We start from the raw sequence: 20,799 nt of genomic DNA on the forward strand, positions 1-20,799 counted from the left end.
GAGCACACCGATGCTGCCACGCAGTTCCTCCAGGCGCCTCGGCGTATGTGATGGCGACACGGCCCCGGCCATGACCACCAGATGACTGGCAATGTGCTGACAGGCAAACTTGAAACTTATCTCGCTGGGCGCCCGCTTGTGAGCGACAGCCGCCTGACTGGCTTCTCGGCGCACCACGTTATACGCCAGTAAAAGCCCCCACAACTCTTGGTAAACAAGGTCCACGGTCTTGCTGCGAAGCGTCAGAGCATTGTCTTGCATTGAGCTTTTGATATCTCTGAAACCCAACTCGATCTCCCACCGCTCGTGATAAAGCGTCGCAACCTGTTCTGCGCTAAATTTCGAAGCCGGTAGCGAGGTGAAGACCGTTTTCTCATTTCCTTCAACTTGGTAAGTCACAGCTCTTACCTGCCAGTACTCAGGTAATGCCGGATTCTTTTTACGCGCCTGCGGCGAGACCCTCATCTGCACCAGATAATCGCCATCGCCATAATGTTCGACTTCCGTCCTGACCGTTCCTTTGCGTTCAGGGATCATCCAGTGCCTGTTTTGCTCAGCGTTTTGGATACTCAACAACAGATCAGCGCTGAAAAACCCTTTGTCCAGTAAGGTCACCGAGTGATTGGGTATGCTTTCCACAAAGTCCTTAGCCAGTGGGATTTCACCCTTGCGATAGGGGCTAATGGCAGCATTGGCAATGATGTGGGAGCGTGCATTCATCAGCGCGACAAGACGCAACACCGGGTAGGGCGTCTGCCGATTGGAGGAGGTGTTGCCTGAGCCAAAGTGCGCACGTAACTGAGGTGTTTCCGGGGTTCGAAACAGCGCACCATCGACGGCAAAAACCTGAAGTCCGTGCCAGTCATCCTGCGGGTAGCGCTCGTATCCCCAGGTACTGGCGCACTGTCGAAATAGCCAAGACACAGGCTGATTGCCCAGGCGCTGACGCGCCTGTGAAAGGCCGCTCTTCGCCAAAAGTACCTCGTTGGCTAGACCGTCGGCGCAGATATTGAGTCGGCGCGCGACCTCAACGATGGGCTCTCCTCTGAAAAGAGCCATGCCGACGACTAACCAAAGCACCATATCTGAGGGCAGGCGCCGACGTCGGACCGTGGCCTTTTCGGCCAAAGTGGCGGCAGTGCTAATCCATTCTTGGGGAATATGATCGGTGAATACGTCGAGGCGTGAGAGCGGCTGCTCGGCAAAGTCCAGAACAGCGCCTAAATCTTGAGCGACAGACATAAAAAATCCGGAATCCATAATCAGATTCCGGATTTTCCTGCTGGCCGAGGATTAGTCAACAATCCTTAAGTGAACAGCATTGCGGCCTGAGCCGGGCTTTTCAGTACAAGCGACTAATTACTTAGCTTGAGCTTCTACTTCTGCTTCTACGCGACGGTTTACTGCACGGCCAGCGTCAGTTGCGTTGTCAGCAACTGGGCGGGATTCGCCGTAACCAACCGAGTTTACGCGGCTAGCGCCAACACCGTACTGGTTAACCAGAACCTGTTTAACGGCGTTTGCACGACGCTCGGACAGTTTTTGGTTGTAAGCGTCAGGACCGACGGAGTCAGTGTGACCTTCAACAGTGGTGGTGGTCTGTGGGTACTGCTGCATGAAGTCAGCGAGGTTCTTGATGTCGCCCATGCTGTTAGGCTTGACAACAGACTTGTTGAAGTCGAACTTCACGTCCAGCTCAACACGAACCACTTCAGCAACTGCCGGGCAGCCATCAGCGTCAACAGTTACGTTGGCTGGGGTGTCTGGGCACTTGTCGACGTTGTCGCACACGCCGTCGTTGTCGCTGTCGGAGCACACTTCAGCTACTGGAGCTGGTGCTGCTTCAACTTTCTTGCTGCCGCCACCGAAGTTTACGCCGATACCGACGCTTGGAGCCCACTCGGTGTCGCCTTGGTCGATGTTGTACTGAGCTTCAACGCCAGCACGAGCATAGAAATTGTCGGTGAAGTACAGCTTGGCACCGCCGCCGATGTTGGCGAAGGTGGAACCGTTACGACCGTTGCGACCGTTCTGGCCAATGCTCTGATCGGAGAAACCGGCAGAAACGTATGGACGCAGCATGTCGCCTGGGTTGTTGAAGTGGTACAGAGCGTCCAGAGCGGTGTTTGCGCCCTTGATGTTCTTGCCATCATCGCTACGAACGTTGTGAACTTCGTCGTAGCCCAGACGCAATTCAACGTCGTCGGTCAGGAAGTAGCCAATCGAGCCGCCGAACAGGTTGCCGTTGTTTTTGAAGTCACGGGCGCTGTCGTACATTTCTTTCTTGGCGAAGCCTTCGATTTCGACTGCGCCTTGGCCTTGAGCCAGCGCGCCGAACGAAGTTGCGGCAACAATAGTACCAATGGCCAAGCCCAAGGTGTTTTTCAGTTTCATCCGTTAAATCCCCATCTGATGATTATAAAGCAGTCCCACAACGTGGGGACAACTCGGCGGCAAGTGTACCAGACCTTGCCAGTTCGTTAGAGATATTTGCACCGTATTAAGTTTCGGCGATTCCCGCAAATTTCTCACGTAATTTATCCAACGCCCGCTTGTAACGCATTTTCGTTGCGCTCAAGCCCATGTGCATGATGTCTGCGATCTCCTGGAATTCAAGTTCTGCAACAAAACGCAGTACCAGAATTTCCCGATCGATCGGGTTCACATACACAAGCCAGCGATCAAGTCCGCCCCGCTCTTCAGGTTTGGGCGTCTTTTCTTCCGACGCTTCCTCAAGTGGATCCAGACTCAACGCGTCCATCAAGCGACGCTTACGCCGTTCCTTCCTGTACTGCGTGATGCATTCATTGTAGGTGATGCTGTACAGCCAGGTCTTAAATTTAGATTTACCTTCAAAATTTTTCAACCCGTACAACACTTTTAGCATCACCTCCTGACAGACATCGTCAGCATCGCGATCGTTCCCCAGATATCGTGCACACACGTTAAAAAGCGTTCGCTGGTAACGGCGCATCAATTCTTCATAGGCCCGCGTCACATTGAAAAGCTCGACGTGGGCCCGCGCGACCAGCTCCTCATCAGAGAGCTCGCGGGGATCGTAACGCGTCAAAAACGGTTGAGGTTTATTCAAAACAAATCTTGCCGACAGTCAGTTCAATGTCCGCCACGGCCTGTATCGGCAACCTGGCGGCATAGATTAGCAGGTTAGCCGCTTAACGGCTGATTACTCTCTGCTCCAGGAGAATGCGGTTGGAAAACGACACCAGCTCCCCCTCGTCTGTCAGTAGCGTTGTCTTGACCGTACCGATTTCCTCGATCTGACCTTCTGTATCGCCTACCTGTACCTGCTGGCCGACCTGAAAAAGCTCGCGAACATAGATCCCGGCAATGATCTGACCGGCGATTTCACGACTGCCCAGGCCTAAAGCCAGCGCCACTGTCAGACCAACGGTAATCAATGCAATCACAATTACATGGTTCAGCAGGTCGGTCTTGACCTCAAGCTGGCTGATCGCAACCGAAATACTGATGATGATCACGAGGCCCTGAGCAATTCGCCCCAGACCTGCGGAATAATCGATGCCTACCCCTTCGGCCGCGCCGCGCACCAGCCCATTGACCAGTTGCGCGAGCAATACGCCGACCAGCAACACCAGTGCCGCACCAAATACCTTGGGCAAATACAGCGCCAGCATGTCCAGCGTAGCTGACACTCGCTGCAAGCCAAGCGATTCGGCTGCAGAAACGAGGAAGATCAACAATACGAACCAGTAGACGATCTTGCCGATCAACGTTGAGATCGGCACCTTGACGCCGGCACGGCCGATGATCTTGGTCAGGCCGGTGCCACCGACCAGACGATCAAGGCCCAGCTTGGCCAGCAATTTGGACAGCAGTGCGTCGAGCAGCTTGGCAACGACAAAACCCAGCAGCACCACAACCAGGGCACCAAACAGGTTGGGGATGAAGTTTGCAACCTTGGTCCACAACGCAGTCATTGCAGCAAGAAGGCTCTGGGTCCAGAGATTCAATTCCATGCTCAATCAGCCTTATCGATAGAACGCGCACCCGACATCGTGCGGCGAGAAACAGGAGAAACGTGGGCGGAGCCGTTGTTCACGGCAATCATCAACGCCTCTGACCAACGCCCCAGCAGACCGAACAACACACCTGCACCCACCTGGCGATTGGCGGTCTTCAGGACGCGCCCCAGACATGCATCGTCATCCCGGCTGGAGGATGAAGAATTGAGCATGTCGCGTAAAGATTCTTCAAACGGATCGTGCATCAGGCACCTCACGTAATGTCAGTCAAAGACGCGACGCAAAAACAACAAGTCACACCAGCCCGTCAAAAAAACGGATAAGCCGCTTCTATACCCAGCGCAAACGCCTGAACAACCACCACTGCCCTGCGGCCAATGCGACAATCAGCAAGCACGCCACCAAAAAGCCGTACGAGCTGTCCGAGCCGGGGATACCGCCGACATTTATACCCAGCAAACCGGTGAGAAAACTCATCGGCAGAAATATGCCGGTAATGATGCCGAAGCGGTACATGGTACGGTTCATGTGCTCGCGCAGACGCCGATCTTCGGACTCCAGCAGCAGGCCGACGCGCTCGCGGGTCAGTTCCAGCTCTTCCAGGTAGCGGGTCAGGCTGTTGTTCAGTTCGTTCCAGTAATCAGCGTCGTCATTGGCAAACCAGGACAACTTGATTCGCGAAAGCTGACCATAAATGTCTCGCTGTGGCCCCAGAAACCGGCGCAGACCTGCCGCGCGTCGGCGAATATGCAACAGTTTGCCGTGTTCAGGGCTGTACCGTTCGTCGGCGTCGGTCTTTTCTTCCTCTTCATCGACCGATTCAGTCAATTCGCCCACCAGATCCTGAACCTTGTCGGTCAGGTACTGGGCCAGATAAAGAATCAGCTCCGAGGCGCTGGTGGGGCCTTTGCCCTGCCCCAACAGCTCGATCAGCTCTTCGGTGGCCCGCAACGGGCGCAGGCGCAACGAGATCACCCGTTGCGCGGCGGCAAAGATGCGCAACGAAACCATGTCTTCCGGCTCGGCACCAGGGTTCAGGTTCACGCCACGCAGGAACAGCAGCAACTCCTGATCCGGCAACGGCAGCAGACGCGGCCGGGTGTTTTCCTCAAGCAGCAGGTCACAGGCAAATTCACTCAGCCCACTGCCAGTGCGCAGCCAGGTATGGGTCTGTGGATGGCTGCGATCCCAATGCAGCCACAGACTTTCCTGTGGCTGCAGTTCAAGCCCTTGCAACTCGGTTCGAGCAATGAAACGCGCCCCACCCTTACCGTCCAGAACGAGGGCATGAACCAGCCCCCACTGCGCGTTTGCTTCATCGAACATGGATACTTCGCTTATTCCGGCATGGTCAGAGGTGATGGGGAAATGATGACGCCATTGTTGTCGGCATACAGGTACTCACCCGGACGAAAGGTCACGCCGCCAAAGGTAACCGGCAGATCCAGCTGCCCTACGCCGCGTTTTTCCGAGCGTTTTGGGTAACTGGCCAGCGCCTGGACGCCCAGATCGGTCTGGGCCAGCATGTCCACATCGCGCACGCAGCCGTAAATCACTAGACCTTCCCAGCCATTTTTGGCAGCTTTTTCAGCCAGCATGTCACCCAGCAAGGCGCAGCGCAGCGACCCGCCGCCATCGACCACCAGCACTTTGCCCTTGCCGTCGAGTTCGACCTGCTCCTTGACCAGCGAGTTGTCCTCGAAACATTTGAGCGTAACAATCTGGCCGCCAAACGAATCGCGTCCGCCGAAGTTGCTGAGCATCGGCTCGACGACTTGCACTTGTTCCGGGTAGGCGTCGCACAGATCGGGGGTGATGTAGTGCATGGGGTCAGCTCCTGTAAGTCGCGATGGGTACAGATCCGGTATTGAACCAGAGACAACCGGATGACGCTAACCATAGCGACTTTAACCGCTAACTGCCCACTGCCGCCTGAAACTCTGCAACCTGTTCAGGAACGCTGCGCTCGCGCAGCCAGTCGATCACACGCGGCCAGACCTGCTGTTGCGCAGCCTTGCTGACCAGCATTTGCACATGACCGAAGTCTTCGCTGAAACCATGCTCACGGCCCAGACAGAGAAACTGTTTGGGCTGCTCACCGCCGATCTGATCGAACAGCATGCGGCAGGCCCACTCCGGGTCCTGTTGATCACCCACCGCAGCCACTGCAAGGACGGGCACCTGAACGTCGCCAAGCCCCGCCCACCAGTTATTGTCACGCTCGCCAAAGCGCCCGAACAGCCCGTGCCAACGCAGGCTCTCCAGCACCTGGCCTATCGGCTCGTCTTCCGGGCCGCGCTTGAAACGTGGCCCGGACACATGCGTGAAGGACCTGAGCAGCAGACGGGCCGACCATTGCAGCGGCGGAATTTTCAGCGGCCAGTAGCTACGGCTGACCTGGCTGCCGAACAGCGCCACTGACGCTGCGTTTTGCGGGCCGAGGTACTGACCGCCCAGCGCGGCTGCCAGGGTGGTGCCACCCAGCGAATGGCCGATCCAGTGCGGCGCCTGGCCGCTCTGCTCGACGACAAATGCGCCGATGGCCGGCAGGTCGAAGCGGGCGTAGTCGGCCACACAGTTGGCGCGATAGTTCTGGTTGCGCGACGACAGCCCGTGGCCGCGCATCTCCGGGATCCACACGTCATAACCGGCACGGGCCAGATACGGCCCCAGGCCGATGCCTTTGGGCGAATACCAGAAGCGTCGATTGGAAAAGCTGCCGTGCAGAAGAATCACTGGAGCGCCGCGCGTAGCAGGCTGATCGACCAGCCCGAGGCAGGTGACCACCAGCTCGACACTCGGGTCAGGGCTGTTGGCCGGTTTGAGACGGTAGACGTCCTCGACCAGGTCGCCACGACGCTCGGCACTGATCAAGGCAACGGGAAAAAGCTGGCTACTGCTCTGCATATCACTCTTTATCTGGCTGGACAGACTAGATACAACAACGCGCTGGGGCGCCTTGTGGCGCTCTCATAAGCGTGTGGCGCACTCATAAAAAAGGCGGCTTCCGAAGAAACCGCCCTTTCAAACACTTGATCCACAAGACGGCTCTGGCGGCCATCGCGTCACAAGAGCAACGCCACCCAACAGCCGCGCTACATCAGACCGGTGCTTGCGCTTCGGCCAGGAAGAACCAGGTCTCCAGAACCGAATCAGGGTTGAGCGACACGCTCTCGATCCCTTGATCCATCAGCCAGCGCGCCAGATCCGGGTGATCGGAAGGCCCCTGCCCGCAGATGCCGATGTACTTGCCGGCCTTGTTGCACGCCTGAATGGCATTGGACAGCAGCTTCTTGACCGCCGGGTTACGCTCGTCGAACAAGTGAGCGATAACGCCGGAATCGCGGTCCAGGCCGAGGGTCAACTGGGTCAGGTCATTGGAACCAATGGAGAACCCGTCGAAATATTCCAGGAACTCGTCGGCCAGAATCGCGTTGGACGGCAATTCGCACATCATGATGATGCGCAGACCGTTTTCGCCACGCTTCAGGCCGTTGGCCGCCAGCAAATCGATAACCTGGCTCGCTTCGCCCAGGGTGCGCACGAACGGCACCATGATCTCGACGTTGGTCAGGCCCATTTCTTCGCGTACACGCTTGAGCGCAAGGCATTCCAGCTCGAAGCAGTCGCGGAAATTTTCGCTGATGTAGCGCGACGCGCCACGGAAACCCAGCATCGGGTTTTCTTCTTCAGGCTCGTAAAGCTTGCCGCCGATCAGGTTGGCGTATTCGTTGGACTTGAAGTCCGACAGGCGCACGATGACCTTTTTCGGCGTGAACGCGGCGGCCAGGGTGCTGATGCCCTCGACCAGCTTCTCGACATAGAAACCGACCGGATCGTCGTAACCGGCAATACGCTTGTCGACGCTGTCCTTGATTTCCGGTGGCAGCACCGAATAGTTGAGCAGCGCCTTGGGGTGCACGCCGATCATGCGGTTGATGATGAACTCCAGACGCGCCAGGCCGACACCGGCGTTGGGCAACTGGGCAAAATCGAAGGCGCGGTCCGGGTTGCCGACGTTCATCATGATCTTGAAGGGCAGGTCAGGCATGGCATCGACCGAGTTGGTCTTGATGTCAAAACCGAGTTCGCCTTCGAAGATGTAACCGGTGTCGCCTTCGGCGCAGGAAACCGTCACGCCCTGGCCATCCTGCAAGGTGTGCGTGGCGTTGCCGCAGCCTACTACAGCCGGAATGCCCAGCTCGCGGGCAATGATCGCCGCATGGCAGGTACGACCGCCGCGGTTGGTGACGATTGCGCTTGCGCGCTTCATGACCGGCTCCCAGTCCGGGTCGGTCATGTCGGACACCAACACGTCGCCGGGCTGAACCTTGTCCATCTCGGACACGTCCTTGATGATGCGTACCTTGCCGGCGCCGATGCGCTGACCGATGGCACGACCTTCGACCAGTACCTTGCCGGTTTCCTTGAGCAGGTAACGCTCCATGACGTTGGCCGACGCACGGCTTTTCACGGTCTCTGGACGCGCCTGAACGATGTACAGCTTGCCATCGTCACCGTCCTTGGCCCATTCGATGTCCATCGGGCACTTGTAGTGCTTCTCGATGATCATCGCCTGTTTCGCCAGCTCGGACACTTCGGCGTCGGTCAGGCAGAAGCGCGCCCGGTCGGCGGGCTCGACGTCGATGACCTTGACCGACTTGCCAGCCGAAGCTTCTTCGCCGTAGATCATCTTGATCGCTTTACTGCCCAGGTTGCGACGCAGGATCGCCGGGCGGCCAGCGGCCAGGGTGTCCTTGTGCACGTAGAATTCGTCCGGGTTGACCGCGCCCTGCACCACCGTTTCGCCCAGGCCGTAGGCACCGGTGATAAACACTACATCACGGAAACCGGATTCAGTGTCGAGGGTGAACATCACCCCGGCTGTACCGGTTTCGGAGCGCACCATGCGCTGCACACCCGCCGACAGCGCCACAAGTTTGTGGTCGAAGCCCTGGTGCACGCGGTAGGAAATCGCTCGGTCGTTGAACAGCGAAGCAAAGACCTCCTTGGCCGCGCGGATGACGTTCTCGACGCCGCGAATGTTCAGGAAGGTTTCCTGCTGGCCCGCAAAAGAGGCGTCAGGCAGGTCTTCGGCGGTGGCGGAAGAACGCACAGCCACGGCCAGATTAGGGTTGCCGGCCGACAGTTCGGCAAAGGCGGTGCGGATCTCGGCGTTGAGCTTCTCGGGGAACTCGGCCTCCATGATCCACTGGCGGATCTGCGCGCCGGTGCGGGCCAGCGCGTTGACGTCATCGACATCAAGGGCGTCCAGCGCCGCATGAATCTGATCGTTCAGGCCGCTGAGTTCGAGAAAATCACGATAGGCCTGGGCTGTAGTCGCGAAGCCGCCAGGCACAGAAACACCAGCACCTGCGAGGTTGCTGATCATCTCGCCGAGGGACGAGTTTTTGCCCCCCACGTGCTCTACATCATGGACGCCGAGCTTATCGAGGGAAACTACGTACTCTACCAAGGTGATCTCTCCACTAACCGTGTGTGTTGTTGGGAAAAGCTCATGCACCCGGGCTACGTGTGTCGTAGCCTCGGGCGTGTCTGGTCAGGCGCAAGCCTGGACCTTCAAAAAAGGTGTGCCTGCAGGCCCTCAGGGCAGGCAAGCACGCCTATGATAGCCAGAATTCGTCAACTGCTTAAGGCCTGGGACAAAAATGAAACGATCTGCTTTCTTCATCTCGGATGGCACCGGTATCACCGCCGAAACGCTGGGCCAGAGCCTGTTGGCACAATTTGAAAACATTACCTTCAACAAGTTCACCAGGCCCTATATCGACAGCGTCGAGAAGGCGCGGGCGATGGTACAACAAATCAATAACGCCGCCGACAAGGATGATGTGCGACCGATCATCTTCGACACCATCGTCAATCAGGACATTCGCGAGATTCTGGCGACGTCCAACGGCTTCATGATCGATATTTTCTCGACCTTCCTGGCGCCGCTGGAGCAGGAGCTTAGTTCACACTCCTCGTATTCGGTGGGCAAATCGCATTCCATCGGGCACAACTCCAACTACATGGAGCGCATCGAGGCGGTCAACTTCGCGCTGGACAACGACGACGGCGCGCGTACGCACTATTACGACAAGGCCGACATCATCCTGGTGGGCGTATCACGCTGCGGCAAGACCCCGACCTGCCTGTACATGGCCATGCAGTTCGGCATTCGGGCGGCCAATTACCCGCTGACCGAAGACGACATGGAGCGCCTGCAATTGCCGCCAGCGCTCAAGCAGCATCGCGAAAAGCTGTTCGGCCTGACCATCGATCCGGACCGCCTCACCGCGATCCGCCATGAGCGCAAGCCCAACAGCCGCTATTCAAGCTACGCGCAGTGCGAATTCGAGGTGCGCGAAGTGGAAAGCCTGTTCCGCCGCGAGAACATTCCCAACATCAACTCCACGCATTTTTCGGTGGAAGAAATCTCCGCCAAGGTGCTGGTCGAAAAAGGCGTGGAACGGCGCTTTAAATAAAGGGCTTCAGTCGCCCTGCTGCGGCACCCGCACCCAGCCTTCCATCAGGACTCTGGCGCTGCGACTCATCAGGGCTTTGGTGACCTTCCAGCCACTCGCGTCCTGAAGGGCTTGCGCCCCGACCCGCAACGTACCGGATGGATGACCAAAGCGCACTGCGCTGCGCGCCTGACCACCGGCGGCCAGATTGACCAGCGTGCCGGGGATGGCGGCGGCAGTGCCAATCGCCACGGCGGCAGTGCCCATCATCGCGTGGTGTAGCTTGCCCATTGATACGGCGCGCACCAGCAGGTCGACATCCTGCGCCGCGACAGGCTTGCCACTGGAAGAAACGTAGTCGGCAGGCCCGGCGACAAAGGCGACTTTGGGCGTGTGCTGGCGCGTGGCAGCTTCATCGATGCTGCCAATCAGGCCCATGCGTACGGCACCGTAAGCGCGAATGGCCTCAAGCCGGGCAAGCGCGAGCGGATCGGCGTTGATATCGCCCTGCAACTCAGTGCCGGTGTAGCCGATATCAACGGCATTGATGAAAATGGTTGGAATGCCCGCGTTGATCATGGTCGCCTTCAACGTACCGATACCGGGCACTTGCAGGTCATCCAGCAGATTGCCGGTGGGGAACATCGAGCCGCTTGCGCCCTCTTCATCCGCCGCCGGGTCAAGAAACTCAAGCTGCACCTCTGCGGCCGGGAAGGTCACCCCGTCCAGTTCAAAATCACCGGTTTCCTGTACCTCGCCATTGCTGATGGGCACATGGGCAATGATGGTCTTGCCGATATTGGCCTGCCAGATACGCACAGTGGCGACGCCGTTCTGCGGCACACGGCTGGCGTCGAGCAGGCCGCTGGCGATGGCAAACGAGCCCACGGCGGCTGACAGGTTGCCGCAATTGCCGCTCCAGTCAACGAAAGGCTTGTCGATGGACACCTGACCGAACAGGTAATCGACATCGTGATCGGGCCTGCTGCTGCGCGACACAATCACCGCTTTGCTGGTGCTCGATGTCGCCCCGCCCATGCCGTCAATCTGCTTTTCGTAGGGGTCGGGGCTGCCGATGACCCGTAGCAACAGCGCATCCCTTGCCGGACCGGGCGTTTGCGCGGCGTGCGGCAGATCATTGAGTCTGAAAAACACCCCTTTGCTGGTGCCCCCGCGCATGTAGGTGGCGGGGATGCGGATCTGTGGTGGGTGAGTCATGAATTCGTTGTCCTGTTCAAAAAGCGCACTGAGCGCTCAAAGTCGGACGCAGAGCGTCCAGAGCGGCGTGCCCACGCAGAGCATGGGCACGATAGTGTTTTTCCGCGCGCTTATCGTTCCTCACGCACCCGTCGTAGCCTCCAGAAAATCCTGAGCAAAGCGCTGCAACACGCCGCCAGCCTCATAAATAGAGAGCTCTTCAGCGGTGTCCAGGCGACAGGTCACTGGCACTTCCACGCGCTCGCCATTGCTACGCTGGATCACCAGCGTCAAGGTCGCGCGGGGTGTGCGCTGGCCGGTCACTTCAAAGGTTTCACTGCCGTCAATGCCCAGGGTCAGGCGGCTGGTGCCAGGTTTGAACTCCAGCGGCAGCACGCCCATGCCCACCAGATTGGTGCGGTGAATACGCTCAAAGCCTTCTGCCGCAATCGCTTCGACGCCTGCCAGCCTGACGCCTTTGGCCGCCCAGTCGCGGGAGGAGCCCTGGCCGTAATCGGCACCGGCAATAATGATCAACGGCTGTTTGCGGGCCATGTAGGTTTCAATGGCTTCCCACATGCGCATGACCTTGCCATCCGGCTCTATGCGGGTCAGCGAGCCTTTTTGCACCTTGCCATCGACCACGGCCATTTCGTTGATCAGTTGCGGGTTGGCAAACGTGGCGCGCTGGGCGGTCAGGTGATCGCCGCGGTGGGTCGCGTAGGAGTTGAAATCCTCCTCCGGCAGGCCCATTTTCGCCAGGTATTCACCCGCTGCGCTGTCCAGCATGATCGCGTTCGACGGCGAAAGGTGGTCGGTGGTGATGTTGTCCGGCAGCACCGCCAGTGCGCGCATGCCCTTGAGCGTGCGCTCTCCGGCCAGCGCGCCTTCCCAGTAAGGCGGGCGACGAATGTAGGTGCTCATCGGACGCCAGTCATACAGCGGCTCGACCTTCGGCCCGGTGTGCTCGTCAATAGCGAACATCGGGATGTAGACCTGACGAAACTGCTCCGGCTTGACTGATGCTTGCACGACGGCGTCGATTTCTTCATCACTCGGCCAGATGTCCTTGAGACGGATCTCCTTGCCGTCGGCGATGCCCAGCACATCGTTTTCGATATCGAAACGGATGGTCCCGGCAATCGCGTAAGCCACCACCAGTGGCGGCGAGGCCAGAAACGCCTGTTTGGCGTAGGGATGAATGCGCCCGTCGAAGTTGCGGTTGCCGGACAGCACCGCCGTGGCGTACAGGTCACGGTCGATGATTTCCTGCTGAATCAGCGGGTCCAGCGCGCCGGACATGCCGTTGCAGGTGGTGCAGGCAAACGCCACCACGCCAAAACCCAGTTGCTCCAGCTCGGTCGTCAGCCCCGCTGCATCGAGGTACAACGCCACAGTTTTCGAGCCCGGTGCCAGCGAAGACTTCACCCACGGCTTGCGGCTGAGCCCCAGGCGGTTGGCATTGCGCGCCAGCAGCCCCGCCGAAATCACGTTGCGCGGGTTGCTGGTGTTGGTGCAACTGGTGATCGCCGCGATGATCACCGCGCCGTCCGGCATCTGCCCCGGCACCTCGTCCCACTGCCCGGCAATGCCTTTGGCGGCCAGATCGGCAGTCGCCACCCGCGCATGGGGGTTGGACGGCCCGGCCATGTTGCGCACCACGCTGGACAGATCGAAGCTCAGTACGCGCTCGTATTGCACCTCGCTCAGGCTCTCCGACCACAAACCCGTGTGCCGCGCGTACAGTTCGACCAGCTTGACCTGCTCGTCTTCACGGCCGGTCAGGCGCAGGTAATCGATGGTTTGCGAATCAATGGAAAACATCGCCGCCGTTGCGCCATATTCCGGCGCCATGTTGGAGATGGTCGCCCGGTCGCCAAGGGTCAGGCTCGATGCCCCCGCGCCATAGAACTCCAGATACGCACCGACGACTTTCTGCTGGCGCAGGTATTCGGTCAGGGCCAGCACCACGTCAGTGGCAGTGATGCCCGGCTGGCGGCGGCCGGTCAGCTCGACGCCAATAATGTCCGGCAGGCGCATCCACGAAGCACGCCCGAGCATGACGTTCTCGGCCTCAAGGCCACCGACACCGATGGCGATCACGCCCAGCGCGTCAACGTGCGGCGTATGGCTGTCGGTGCCGACCAATGTGTCGGGGAATGCCACGCCATCAAGCACCTGCACCACCGGCGACATTTTCTCCAGATTGATCTGGTGCATGATGCCGTTGCCCGGCGGGATCACCTCGACGTTCTTGAACGCCAGTTTGGTCCAGTCAATGAAGTGAAAGCGGTCTTCGTTGCGTCGGTCTTCGATGGCGCGGTTTTTCGCCAGCGCTTGCGGGTCGTTGCCATCAGCCTCGACGGCCAGCGAGTGATCGACGATCAACTGCACCGGCACCACCGGGTTGACCAGCGCCGGGTCGCCGCCCTGCGAGGCAATCGCGTCGCGCAGCCCGGCTAGGTCCACCAGTGCGGTCTGACCCAGAATGTCATGGCAGACAACCCGCGCCGGGAACCACGGAAAGTCCAGGTCACGCTTGCGCTCGATAAGTTGGTTCAGCGAGGCGTTCAAGGTCGCCGGATCACAGCGGCGCACCAGATTTTCGGCCAACACCCGCGAGGTGTACGGCAACGTGGCATAGGCGCCGGGCTCGAGCGCCTCGACAGCCGCGCGCGCGTCGAAATAGTCCAGTTGGGTGCCAGGGAGCGTTTTGCGGAATTCACTGTTCATTACGGGACTCGATCACGGAGTGTTCGGAATGCGGGTGGGGAGCTCTTCAGCGGCTCCCCTGCCCCCTTTTCAGCGCTGTTCGATAGGCACGAAGCGGCGCTGTTCGACGCCGATGTATTCGGCACTCGGGCGAATGATGCGGTTGTTGGCGCGCTGCTCGAAAACGTGAGCGGCCCAGCCGGTCAGGCGCGAGCAGACAAATATCGGCGTGAACAGCTTGGTCGGGATACCCATGAAGTGGTAAGCCGAGGCGTGGTAGAAGTCGGCATTGGGAAACAGCTTCTTCTGCTCCCACATGACCTTGTCTATGGCCTCGGACACCGGAAACAACACGCTGTCGCCAGCCTCGTCGGCGAGCTTTTTCGACCAGCCCTTGATGACCTCGTTGCGCGGGTCGGACTCCTTGTAGATCGCATGACCGAAGCCCATGATCTTTTCCTTGCGTTCCAGCATGCCCAATGTGCCTTGAGTGGCCTCATCGGCAGAGGCGAAACGCTGGATCATTTCCATCGCCGCCTCGTTGGCGCCGCCATGCAGCGGGCCACGCAGAGTGCCGATGGCTGCGGTGACGCAGGAAAACAGATCAGACAGGGTCGACGCGCAGACCCGAGCGGTGAACGTGGATGCATTGAATTCATGTTCGGCGTACAGAATCAGCGACACGTCCATGACCTTGCGGTGCAGTTCGCTGGGCGACTTGTCCAGCAGCAGGTGCAGGAAATGTCCGCCAATGGAGTCTTCAGCGGTTGTGCAGCCAATGCGTTTGCCGTCATGACTGAAGCGATACCAGTAGCACATGATCGCCGGGAACGCCGCGAGCAGACGGTCGGTGGCATCGCGCTGCTGATCAAAGCTCAGCTCGGGCTCAAGCGTGCCGAGCATGGATGCCCCGGTGCGCATGACGTCCATCGGATGGGTGTCGGCGGGGATGCGCTCCAGCACTTCTTTCAAGGCCTGCGGCAGATCACGCAGGCTTTTGAGTTTGTCCAGGTAAGCGGACAGCTGGCTTTGCGTTGGCAGCTCGCCATACAGCAACAGGTAGGCAACCTCTTCAAACTGCGCCTCGGCGGCCAGTTCGCGCACGTCATAACCGCGATAGGTCAACCCGGCACCGGCCATGCCCACCGTGGACAGCGCCGTCTGCCCGGCAACCTGCCCGCGCAGCCCTGCACCACTCAATACTTTTGCTTCAGCCATGATGTTCTCCACTATTGTTTTTGTGTGATGGGACGCGAAGACTGTGGTTCAGACGATACATCTTCGGAGAATATACCGGCCCTTTCGCGAACAAGTTCGCTCCTACGGCCTGCGGCCAGAAGCCCGGTATTTCACAGGTATCACCCCTTCTTCTGCGCAAACAACGCATCCAGTTTCTGCTCGAAGGTGTGGTAGTCGATGGCGTCGTACAGCTCCATGCGGGTCTGCATGCTGTCGATCACGTTTTTCTGGCTGCCGTCGCGACGAATCGCGCCGTAGACGTTTTCAGCGGCCTTGTTCATTGCGCGGAAGGCTGAAAGCGGATAAAGCACCAGCGACACATCCGCCTCGCGCAATTCATCAACAGTAAACAGCGGCGTGGCACCGAATTCGGTGATGTTGGCGAGGATCGGTACGCCCGCCCGGTTGGCAAATTGCTTGTACATCGCCAGTTCGGTGATCGCTTCCGGAAAGACCATGTCTGCGCCCGCTTCAATACACGCCGCAGCACGTTCCAGCGCCGACTCCAGCCCTTCGACCGCCAGTGCATCGGTGCGCGCCATGATCACGAAACTGTCGTCGGTTCGCGCATCGACGGCAGCCTTGATGCGGTCGACCATTTCCTGCTGCGAAACAATTTCCTTGTTCGGGCGATGACCGCAGCGCTTGGCACCGACCTGATCTTCAATATGAATCGCCGCCGCGCCCGCCTTGATCATCGAGCGTACGGTGCGCGCCACGTTGAAGGCCGAAGAACCGAACCCCGTGTCGACATCCACCAGCAGCGGCAGATCACACACATCGGTGATGCGCCGCACATCGATCAGCACATCCTCCAGACCGGTGATCCCCAAATCCGGGATACCCAGCGAACCCGCAGCCACCCCGCCACCCGACAGGTAAATAGCCTTGAACCCGGCGCGCTTGGCGAGTAGCGCATGATTCGCATTGATCGCGCCAACCACTTGCAACGGCTGTTCGCTGGCGACTGCATCACGGAAACGCTGGCCGGGAGTAGTGTTGTTGGAACTCATGGTTGACCTCGGTCGGAAGTTGCCTGGGAAGCCGCCTGATAATGGCGCTCGATGTTGCGTCTGGACGCGCCGATGTGACGGCGCATCAACAATTCGGCCAGCTCGCCGTCGCGCTCGGCGATCGCGTCGAGAATCCGGTGGTGCTCGGCAAAGGCCTGCCGGGGCCGATTGGGCGTGGTGGAGAACTGGATGCGGTACATGCGCACCAGTTGATAAAGCTCACCGCAGAGCATCTGACTGAGGGTGCGGTTGCCGCTGCCCTGAATGATCCGGTAATGAAAGTCGAAATCGCCTTCCTGCTGGTAGTAGCCGATGCCCGCCTGGAACGCCGCATCGCGTTCATGGGTATCGAGCACACTGCGCAGCTCATCGATCTCGGCCTGGGTCATGCGTTCGGCGGCCAGGCGGCAGGCCATGCCTTCCAGGGATTCGCGAATTTCATACAGCTCGATCAGTTCGGCGTGGCTGAGCGCGACGACACGGGCGCCCACGTGCGGCACACGCACCACCAACCGCTGACCTTCAAGCCGATGAATCGCTTCACGCAACGGGCCGCGACTGATGCCGTAGGTGCGCGCCAGTTCCGGCTCGGAAATCTTGCTGCCGGGGGCGATCTCGCCCTTGACGATGGCCGACTGAATGCGTCGGAAAACGTTCTCGGAAAGGGTTTCCGGGTCGTCTTCCGTTGTCAGCAACCTTTCTGTTCCGACCGACATTGTCGACACCTTTAGACTTGATAGGCTTAAATCTAGCCATTAAAGGCAGATCAGTCAAAGATAAATCAAAGACTGTCGACAATCGTACAATCCCCTGACCATCGACAGTCATAGCCAACCTGAACAGCTGCGCAGGTAGACGACTGGCACCTGCAAGGCTTCATGCTAGAATGCGCCTCGTGTTCGCACAGCGCGCTTCGTACCGGATTCACTGCCGGCGACCGCACAGCACCACTATCATCAGGTCCATCCCGCTTGCGCCCTGACCCTGAAGTTTTTCGCTCATCGCGCCAGGATTTATGAGACTGACTACCCTCCCCACGCTGTTCTGCCTGCTGTTTTTGTCGGGCCTGCTTTTTTCCGCCCCTGGCATGGCCGCCAACAAGACAGTCTATGGCCTCAACGAATACGCCAGACTCATCGAAATCGACGTCGAGATCGCCGCCAAGCTCGACACCGGCGCCAAGACTGCCTCGCTGAGCGCACGTGACATCAAGCACTTCAAGCGCAATGGCGAAAGCTGGGTGCACTTTTATCTGGCCAGCGACAGCAAGCATGTCCACCCCATCGAACGGCCGCTGAGCCGGGTCAGCAAAATCAAGCGGCGCGCCGATGATCTCGACCCGGATGACGAAAACAAGTACTCCTCACGCCCGGTGATCAGCCTCGATATCTGCATGGGCGAAGCTTTACGCACCATCGAAGTGAACTTGACCGACCGAAGTGCTTTCCAATACCCGCTCTTGATCGGCTCGGAAGCGTTGAAACGCTTTGATGCGCTGGTCGATCCAAGTCTTAAATATGCGGCAGGGAAGCCCGGCTGCGCTTCCGTCGCTCAAAACGCAGAGTAAATCCATGCGCTCACTTACACTCCATCTGAAAATCCTGATCACTGCCCTTGTGACCCTGGGCATTGCGATCACGGCCTATCAGATACTGGCGCTCGGCATACCCGTGAGCGAAGACGAAACCGATGACTTGTGGAACATCGACGCCAAAGTCGAATTCATCGCCAACCCCAAGGACTCGGTAAAGATCCAGATGTTCGTGCCGCCACTGGCCCACGACTACATCAGCCTCAATGAAAGCTTCATTTCCAACAACTATGGCGTCAGCGTCAACCGCGCTGACGGCAATCGCAAAGTCACTTGGTCCGCCCGTCGCGCCACCGGCAACCAGACGCTTTACTACCGGCTGGTACTGACCAAGCGCTACAGCGGTGAAAAACCCAAGGTCAAAGGCCCCATCTTTCGCGACAGCATGACCATCGAAGGTCCTGAAAAAGTGGCCGCCGAGGCTTTGCTGGCACCGATTCGCCAGCATTCGGCCGATGTCGAGACCTTCATCACCGAAGCCATCAAGCGCGTCAACAACCTTCACGATGACAACGTCAAGCTGCTGCTGGCGGGCGATACCTCGGCCTCCAACAAAGCCCGGATCACCGAGCTACTGCTGTCGATTGCCCACGTGCCCATGGAAAAAGCCCACACCATTCGCCTGGAGGCAGAACAGCAACAGACGCCGGAGCTCTGGCTGCGCAGCTTCAATGGCAAGGAATGGCTGTACTTCAACCCCGACACTGGCGAAGCCGGTTTGCCGGATGATCGCCTGCTGTGGTGGACCGGTGAAGAGAACCTGGTCAGCGTCGAAGGGGGCAAGAAAGTGCAAGTCACCTTCAGCCTCAACAACAGCGAAATGAACGCCATGCGTCTGGCCAAGCTGACCGACGCCAGCACCGACTCCGACTTTCTCGCCTACTCGCTGTACGGCCTGCCGCTGCAAACCCAGCAGACCTTCATGGTCATGGTCATGATCCCGATTGGCGTGCTGGTCATTCTGATTCTGCGCAACCTGATCGGCCTGCAGACCCTGGGCACGTTCACGCCGGTACTGATCGCCCTGGCATTTCGTGAAACGCAACTGGGCTTCGGCATTGCGCTGTTCACCGTGATCACGGCGTTGGGGCTGTCGCTGCGCTCCTATCTGGAGCACTTGAAGCTGCAAATGCTGCCACGCCTGTCGGTGGTGCTGACCTTCGTTGTGGTGCTGATCGCCGCCATCAGCCTGTTCAGCCATAAACTGGGGCTGGAGCGCGGCCTGTCGGTGGCGTTGTTCCCGATGGTGATTCTGACCATGACCATCGAACGCCTGTCGATCACCTGGGAAGAGCGCGGCGGCAGCCACGCAATGAAAGTCGCCATCGGTACGCTGTTCGCGGCGTCTCTGGCGCACCTGATCATGAGCGTGCCGGAACTGACCTATTTCGTCTTCACCTTCCCGGCGGTGCTGCTGGTACTGGTCGGATTCATGCTGGCCATGGGCAGATACCGTGGCTATCGTCTGACCGAACTGATGCGCTTCAAGGCCTTCCTCAAAGAAGAGGAAAAAGCCAAGTGATCGGCTGGTGGAAGACCTGGAAAGCACTTGAAGCCCGCGGCATCATGGGCATCAACCGGCGTAATGCCGACTACGTGCTCAAGTACAACAAGCGCCGCCTGTACCCGGTGGTCGATGACAAGATCATTACCAAGGAACGAGCCATTGCAGCGGGCATTCATGTGCCGGAAATGTACGGGGTCATTTCCACGGAGAAGGAAATCGACAGGCTCGACGAGATCATCGGCGGGCACAACGACTTTGTGATCAAACCGGCCCAAGGCGCAGGCGGCGATGGCATTCTGGTCATTGCCGACCGTTTCGAGGAGCGCTTTCGCACAGTCTCGGGGCGCATCATCAGCCACGCAGAAATCGAGCATCAGGTGTCCAGCATCCTCACCGGCCTTTATTCGCTGGGCGGGCACCGCGACCGGGCGCTGATCGAATACCGGGTCGTCCCGGACCCGATCTTCAAGAGCATCAGTTACGAGGGCGTGCCGGACATCCGCATCATCGTGCTGATGGGTTATCCGGTGATGGCCATGCTGCGCCTGCCCACTCGCCAGTCAGGCGGCAAGGCCAACCTGCATCAGGGCGCCATCGGCGTCGGTGTGGACCTGGCCACCGGCGTGACGCTGCAAGGCACCTGGCTGAACAACATCATCAGCAAGCACCCGGACACCACGCACTCGGTAGACGGCGTGCAATTGCCCAACTGGGACGGCTTCATGAAGCTCGCGGCCGAGTGCTACGAGCTGTGCGGCCTGGGCTATATCGGCGTCGACATGGTGCTGGATAAAGACAAAGGCCCGCTGATTCTGGAACTCAATGCCCGCCCAGGTCTGAATATCCAGATCGCTAATGACAGTGGCCTGACCCATCGCACCCAAGCCGTGGAGGCGCGCCTGGAGCAACTGGCCCTCGAAGGCCGTCAGGAGTCCGCGCAGGAACGCGTCGATTTTGTCCAGCAACTGTTCGGCCACGTGCCCAGCGCCTGAGTTGCGCCCAATACCGACATACCGCTAGGAGCGCCTGATCGGCAAGGCTACAATCGCCGACCGCGCGCCCAAGACTG

Annotated in this window: 18 protein-coding genes; 4 read left to right on the forward strand and 14 right to left on the reverse strand. The window is 59.0% G+C overall.

The window, feature by feature from the left end; all coding sequences use genetic code 11:
• The 9 genes from DW49_RS0105705 to ppsA all read right to left on the reverse strand — a co-directional run.
• Positions 1-1,260 (reverse strand): IS4-like element ISPsy33 family transposase (locus tag DW49_RS0105705; protein ID WP_081681952.1); only part of this gene is annotated, 1,260 nt, incomplete at its 3' end.
• Between the two features lie 99 nt (positions 1,261-1,359).
• Positions 1,360-2,394, reverse strand: a complete 1,035-nt coding sequence (locus tag DW49_RS0105710; protein WP_003382460.1) for an OmpA family protein — start codon at positions 2,392-2,394, stop codon at positions 1,360-1,362.
• A gap of 106 nt (positions 2,395-2,500) precedes the next feature.
• Positions 2,501-3,091, reverse strand: a complete 591-nt coding sequence (gene sigX / locus DW49_RS0105715) for an RNA polymerase sigma factor SigX (RefSeq protein ID WP_005738001.1) — start codon at positions 3,089-3,091, stop codon at positions 2,501-2,503.
• 82 nt (positions 3,092-3,173) lie between these two features.
• Positions 3,174-3,998, reverse strand: coding sequence for a mechanosensitive ion channel family protein (locus tag DW49_RS0105720; RefSeq protein ID WP_003382463.1), 825 nt, complete (start codon positions 3,996-3,998; stop codon positions 3,174-3,176).
• A gap of 2 nt (positions 3,999-4,000) precedes the next feature.
• Entirely contained in the window at positions 4,001-4,249 is a 249-nt protein-coding gene (locus DW49_RS0105725) for a crfX protein (RefSeq protein WP_005617393.1), read from the reverse strand.
• 85 nt (positions 4,250-4,334) lie between these two features.
• Positions 4,335-5,330 carry a zinc transporter ZntB gene (locus DW49_RS0105730; RefSeq protein WP_005617391.1) on the reverse strand — a complete coding sequence of 332 codons (996 nt, stop codon included), beginning with the start codon at positions 5,328-5,330 and terminating at the stop codon, positions 4,335-4,337.
• Positions 5,331-5,341: 11 nt separating this feature from the next.
• Entirely contained in the window at positions 5,342-5,830 is a 489-nt protein-coding gene (rraA, locus tag DW49_RS0105735; protein ID WP_005617389.1) for a ribonuclease E activity regulator RraA, read from the reverse strand.
• Between the two features lie 88 nt (positions 5,831-5,918).
• Positions 5,919-6,911: an alpha/beta fold hydrolase gene (locus DW49_RS0105740; RefSeq protein ID WP_005617387.1), complete on the reverse strand. Its 993-nt coding sequence runs from the start codon at positions 6,909-6,911 to the stop codon at positions 5,919-5,921.
• 193 nt (positions 6,912-7,104) lie between these two features.
• Positions 7,105-9,480, reverse strand: a complete 2,376-nt coding sequence (gene ppsA, locus DW49_RS0105745) for a phosphoenolpyruvate synthase (protein ID WP_024420347.1) — start codon at positions 9,478-9,480, stop codon at positions 7,105-7,107.
• A gap of 193 nt (positions 9,481-9,673) precedes the next feature.
• On the opposite strand from ppsA, the gene ppsR reads away from it, so the two are divergent.
• Positions 9,674-10,492 carry a posphoenolpyruvate synthetase regulatory kinase/phosphorylase PpsR gene (gene ppsR, locus DW49_RS0105750; protein WP_003382474.1) on the forward strand — a complete coding sequence of 273 codons (819 nt, stop codon included), beginning with the start codon at positions 9,674-9,676 and terminating at the stop codon, positions 10,490-10,492.
• A gap of 6 nt (positions 10,493-10,498) precedes the next feature.
• Here ppsR and prpF read toward each other — a convergent pair whose 3' ends face one another.
• From prpF to DW49_RS0105775, 5 genes are all read right to left on the reverse strand, one after another.
• Positions 10,499-11,689, reverse strand: coding sequence for a 2-methylaconitate cis-trans isomerase PrpF (gene prpF / locus DW49_RS0105755; protein WP_005617384.1), 1,191 nt, complete (start codon positions 11,687-11,689; stop codon positions 10,499-10,501).
• Between the two features lie 120 nt (positions 11,690-11,809).
• Positions 11,810-14,401 carry a Fe/S-dependent 2-methylisocitrate dehydratase AcnD gene (gene acnD / locus DW49_RS0105760; RefSeq protein ID WP_005617382.1) on the reverse strand — a complete coding sequence of 864 codons (2,592 nt, stop codon included), beginning with the start codon at positions 14,399-14,401 and terminating at the stop codon, positions 11,810-11,812.
• Positions 14,402-14,470: 69 nt separating this feature from the next.
• Complete coding sequence (gene prpC / locus DW49_RS0105765; RefSeq protein ID WP_005617380.1) at positions 14,471-15,598, reverse strand: bifunctional 2-methylcitrate synthase/citrate synthase; 1,128 nt, start codon at positions 15,596-15,598, stop codon at positions 14,471-14,473.
• Between the two features lie 140 nt (positions 15,599-15,738).
• Entirely contained in the window at positions 15,739-16,632 is an 894-nt protein-coding gene (prpB, locus tag DW49_RS0105770; protein ID WP_005617378.1) for a methylisocitrate lyase, read from the reverse strand.
• Positions 16,629-17,348 (reverse strand): GntR family transcriptional regulator, encoded by a 720-nt coding sequence (locus DW49_RS0105775; RefSeq protein WP_005617376.1) that lies wholly within the window; start codon positions 17,346-17,348, stop codon positions 16,629-16,631. The genes prpB and DW49_RS0105775 overlap by 4 nt, the downstream gene beginning before the upstream one ends.
• A gap of 299 nt (positions 17,349-17,647) precedes the next feature.
• On the opposite strand from DW49_RS0105775, the gene rloA reads away from it, so the two are divergent.
• Genes rloA through DW49_RS0105790 form a run of 3 tightly spaced genes read left to right on the forward strand, consistent with a single transcriptional unit; the run spans position 17,648 to position 20,722 of the window.
• Positions 17,648-18,199: a retropepsin-like aspartic peptidase RloA gene (gene rloA, locus DW49_RS0105780; RefSeq protein WP_005617374.1), complete on the forward strand. Its 552-nt coding sequence runs from the start codon at positions 17,648-17,650 to the stop codon at positions 18,197-18,199.
• Positions 18,200-18,203: 4 nt separating this feature from the next.
• Positions 18,204-19,745, forward strand: coding sequence for an osmotic stress tolerance membrane protein RloB (gene rloB, locus DW49_RS0105785; protein WP_005617372.1), 1,542 nt, complete (start codon positions 18,204-18,206; stop codon positions 19,743-19,745).
• On the forward strand, positions 19,745-20,722 hold the full coding sequence (locus DW49_RS0105790; protein ID WP_161780188.1) for an alpha-L-glutamate ligase-like protein: 978 nt from the start codon (positions 19,745-19,747) through the stop codon (positions 20,720-20,722). Before rloB ends, DW49_RS0105790 begins: the two co-directional genes overlap by 1 nt.
• The last annotated feature ends 77 nt before the right edge of the window (positions 20,723-20,799 follow it).

This window comes from Pseudomonas avellanae BPIC 631 (assembly GCF_000444135.1).
In the GTDB taxonomy this organism is placed as follows: Bacteria; Pseudomonadota; Gammaproteobacteria; order Pseudomonadales; family Pseudomonadaceae; genus Aquipseudomonas; species Aquipseudomonas avellanae.

Excerpts from the sequence above, each read along its gene's own strand:
- rloB (WP_005617372.1), top strand. The coding sequence starts at position 18,204 with ATGCGCTCACTTACACTCCATCTGAAAATCCTGATCACTGCCCTTGTG.
- prpF (WP_005617384.1), bottom strand. The coding sequence starts at position 11,689 with ATGACTCACCCACCACAGATCCGCATCCCCGCCACCTACATGCGCGGG.
- rraA (WP_005617389.1), bottom strand. The coding sequence starts at position 5,830 with ATGCACTACATCACCCCCGATCTGTGCGACGCCTACCCGGAACAAGTG.
- DW49_RS0105740 (WP_005617387.1), bottom strand. The coding sequence starts at position 6,911 with ATGCAGAGCAGTAGCCAGCTTTTTCCCGTTGCCTTGATCAGTGCCGAG.
- acnD (WP_005617382.1), bottom strand. The coding sequence starts at position 14,401 with ATGAACAGTGAATTCCGCAAAACGCTCCCTGGCACCCAACTGGACTAT.
- DW49_RS0105710 (WP_003382460.1), bottom strand. The coding sequence starts at position 2,394 with ATGAAACTGAAAAACACCTTGGGCTTGGCCATTGGTACTATTGTTGCC.
- rloA (WP_005617374.1), top strand. The coding sequence starts at position 17,648 with ATGAGACTGACTACCCTCCCCACGCTGTTCTGCCTGCTGTTTTTGTCG.
- prpC (WP_005617380.1), bottom strand. The coding sequence starts at position 15,598 with ATGGCTGAAGCAAAAGTATTGAGTGGTGCAGGGCTGCGCGGGCAGGTT.
- DW49_RS0105730 (WP_005617391.1), bottom strand. The coding sequence starts at position 5,330 with ATGTTCGATGAAGCAAACGCGCAGTGGGGGCTGGTTCATGCCCTCGTT.
- DW49_RS0105775 (WP_005617376.1), bottom strand. The coding sequence starts at position 17,348 with ATGTCGGTCGGAACAGAAAGGTTGCTGACAACGGAAGACGACCCGGAA.
- ppsR (WP_003382474.1), top strand. The coding sequence starts at position 9,674 with ATGAAACGATCTGCTTTCTTCATCTCGGATGGCACCGGTATCACCGCC.
- DW49_RS0105720 (WP_003382463.1), bottom strand. The coding sequence starts at position 3,998 with ATGGAATTGAATCTCTGGACCCAGAGCCTTCTTGCTGCAATGACTGCG.
- DW49_RS0105725 (WP_005617393.1), bottom strand. The coding sequence starts at position 4,249 with ATGCACGATCCGTTTGAAGAATCTTTACGCGACATGCTCAATTCTTCA.
- prpB (WP_005617378.1), bottom strand. The coding sequence starts at position 16,632 with ATGAGTTCCAACAACACTACTCCCGGCCAGCGTTTCCGTGATGCAGTC.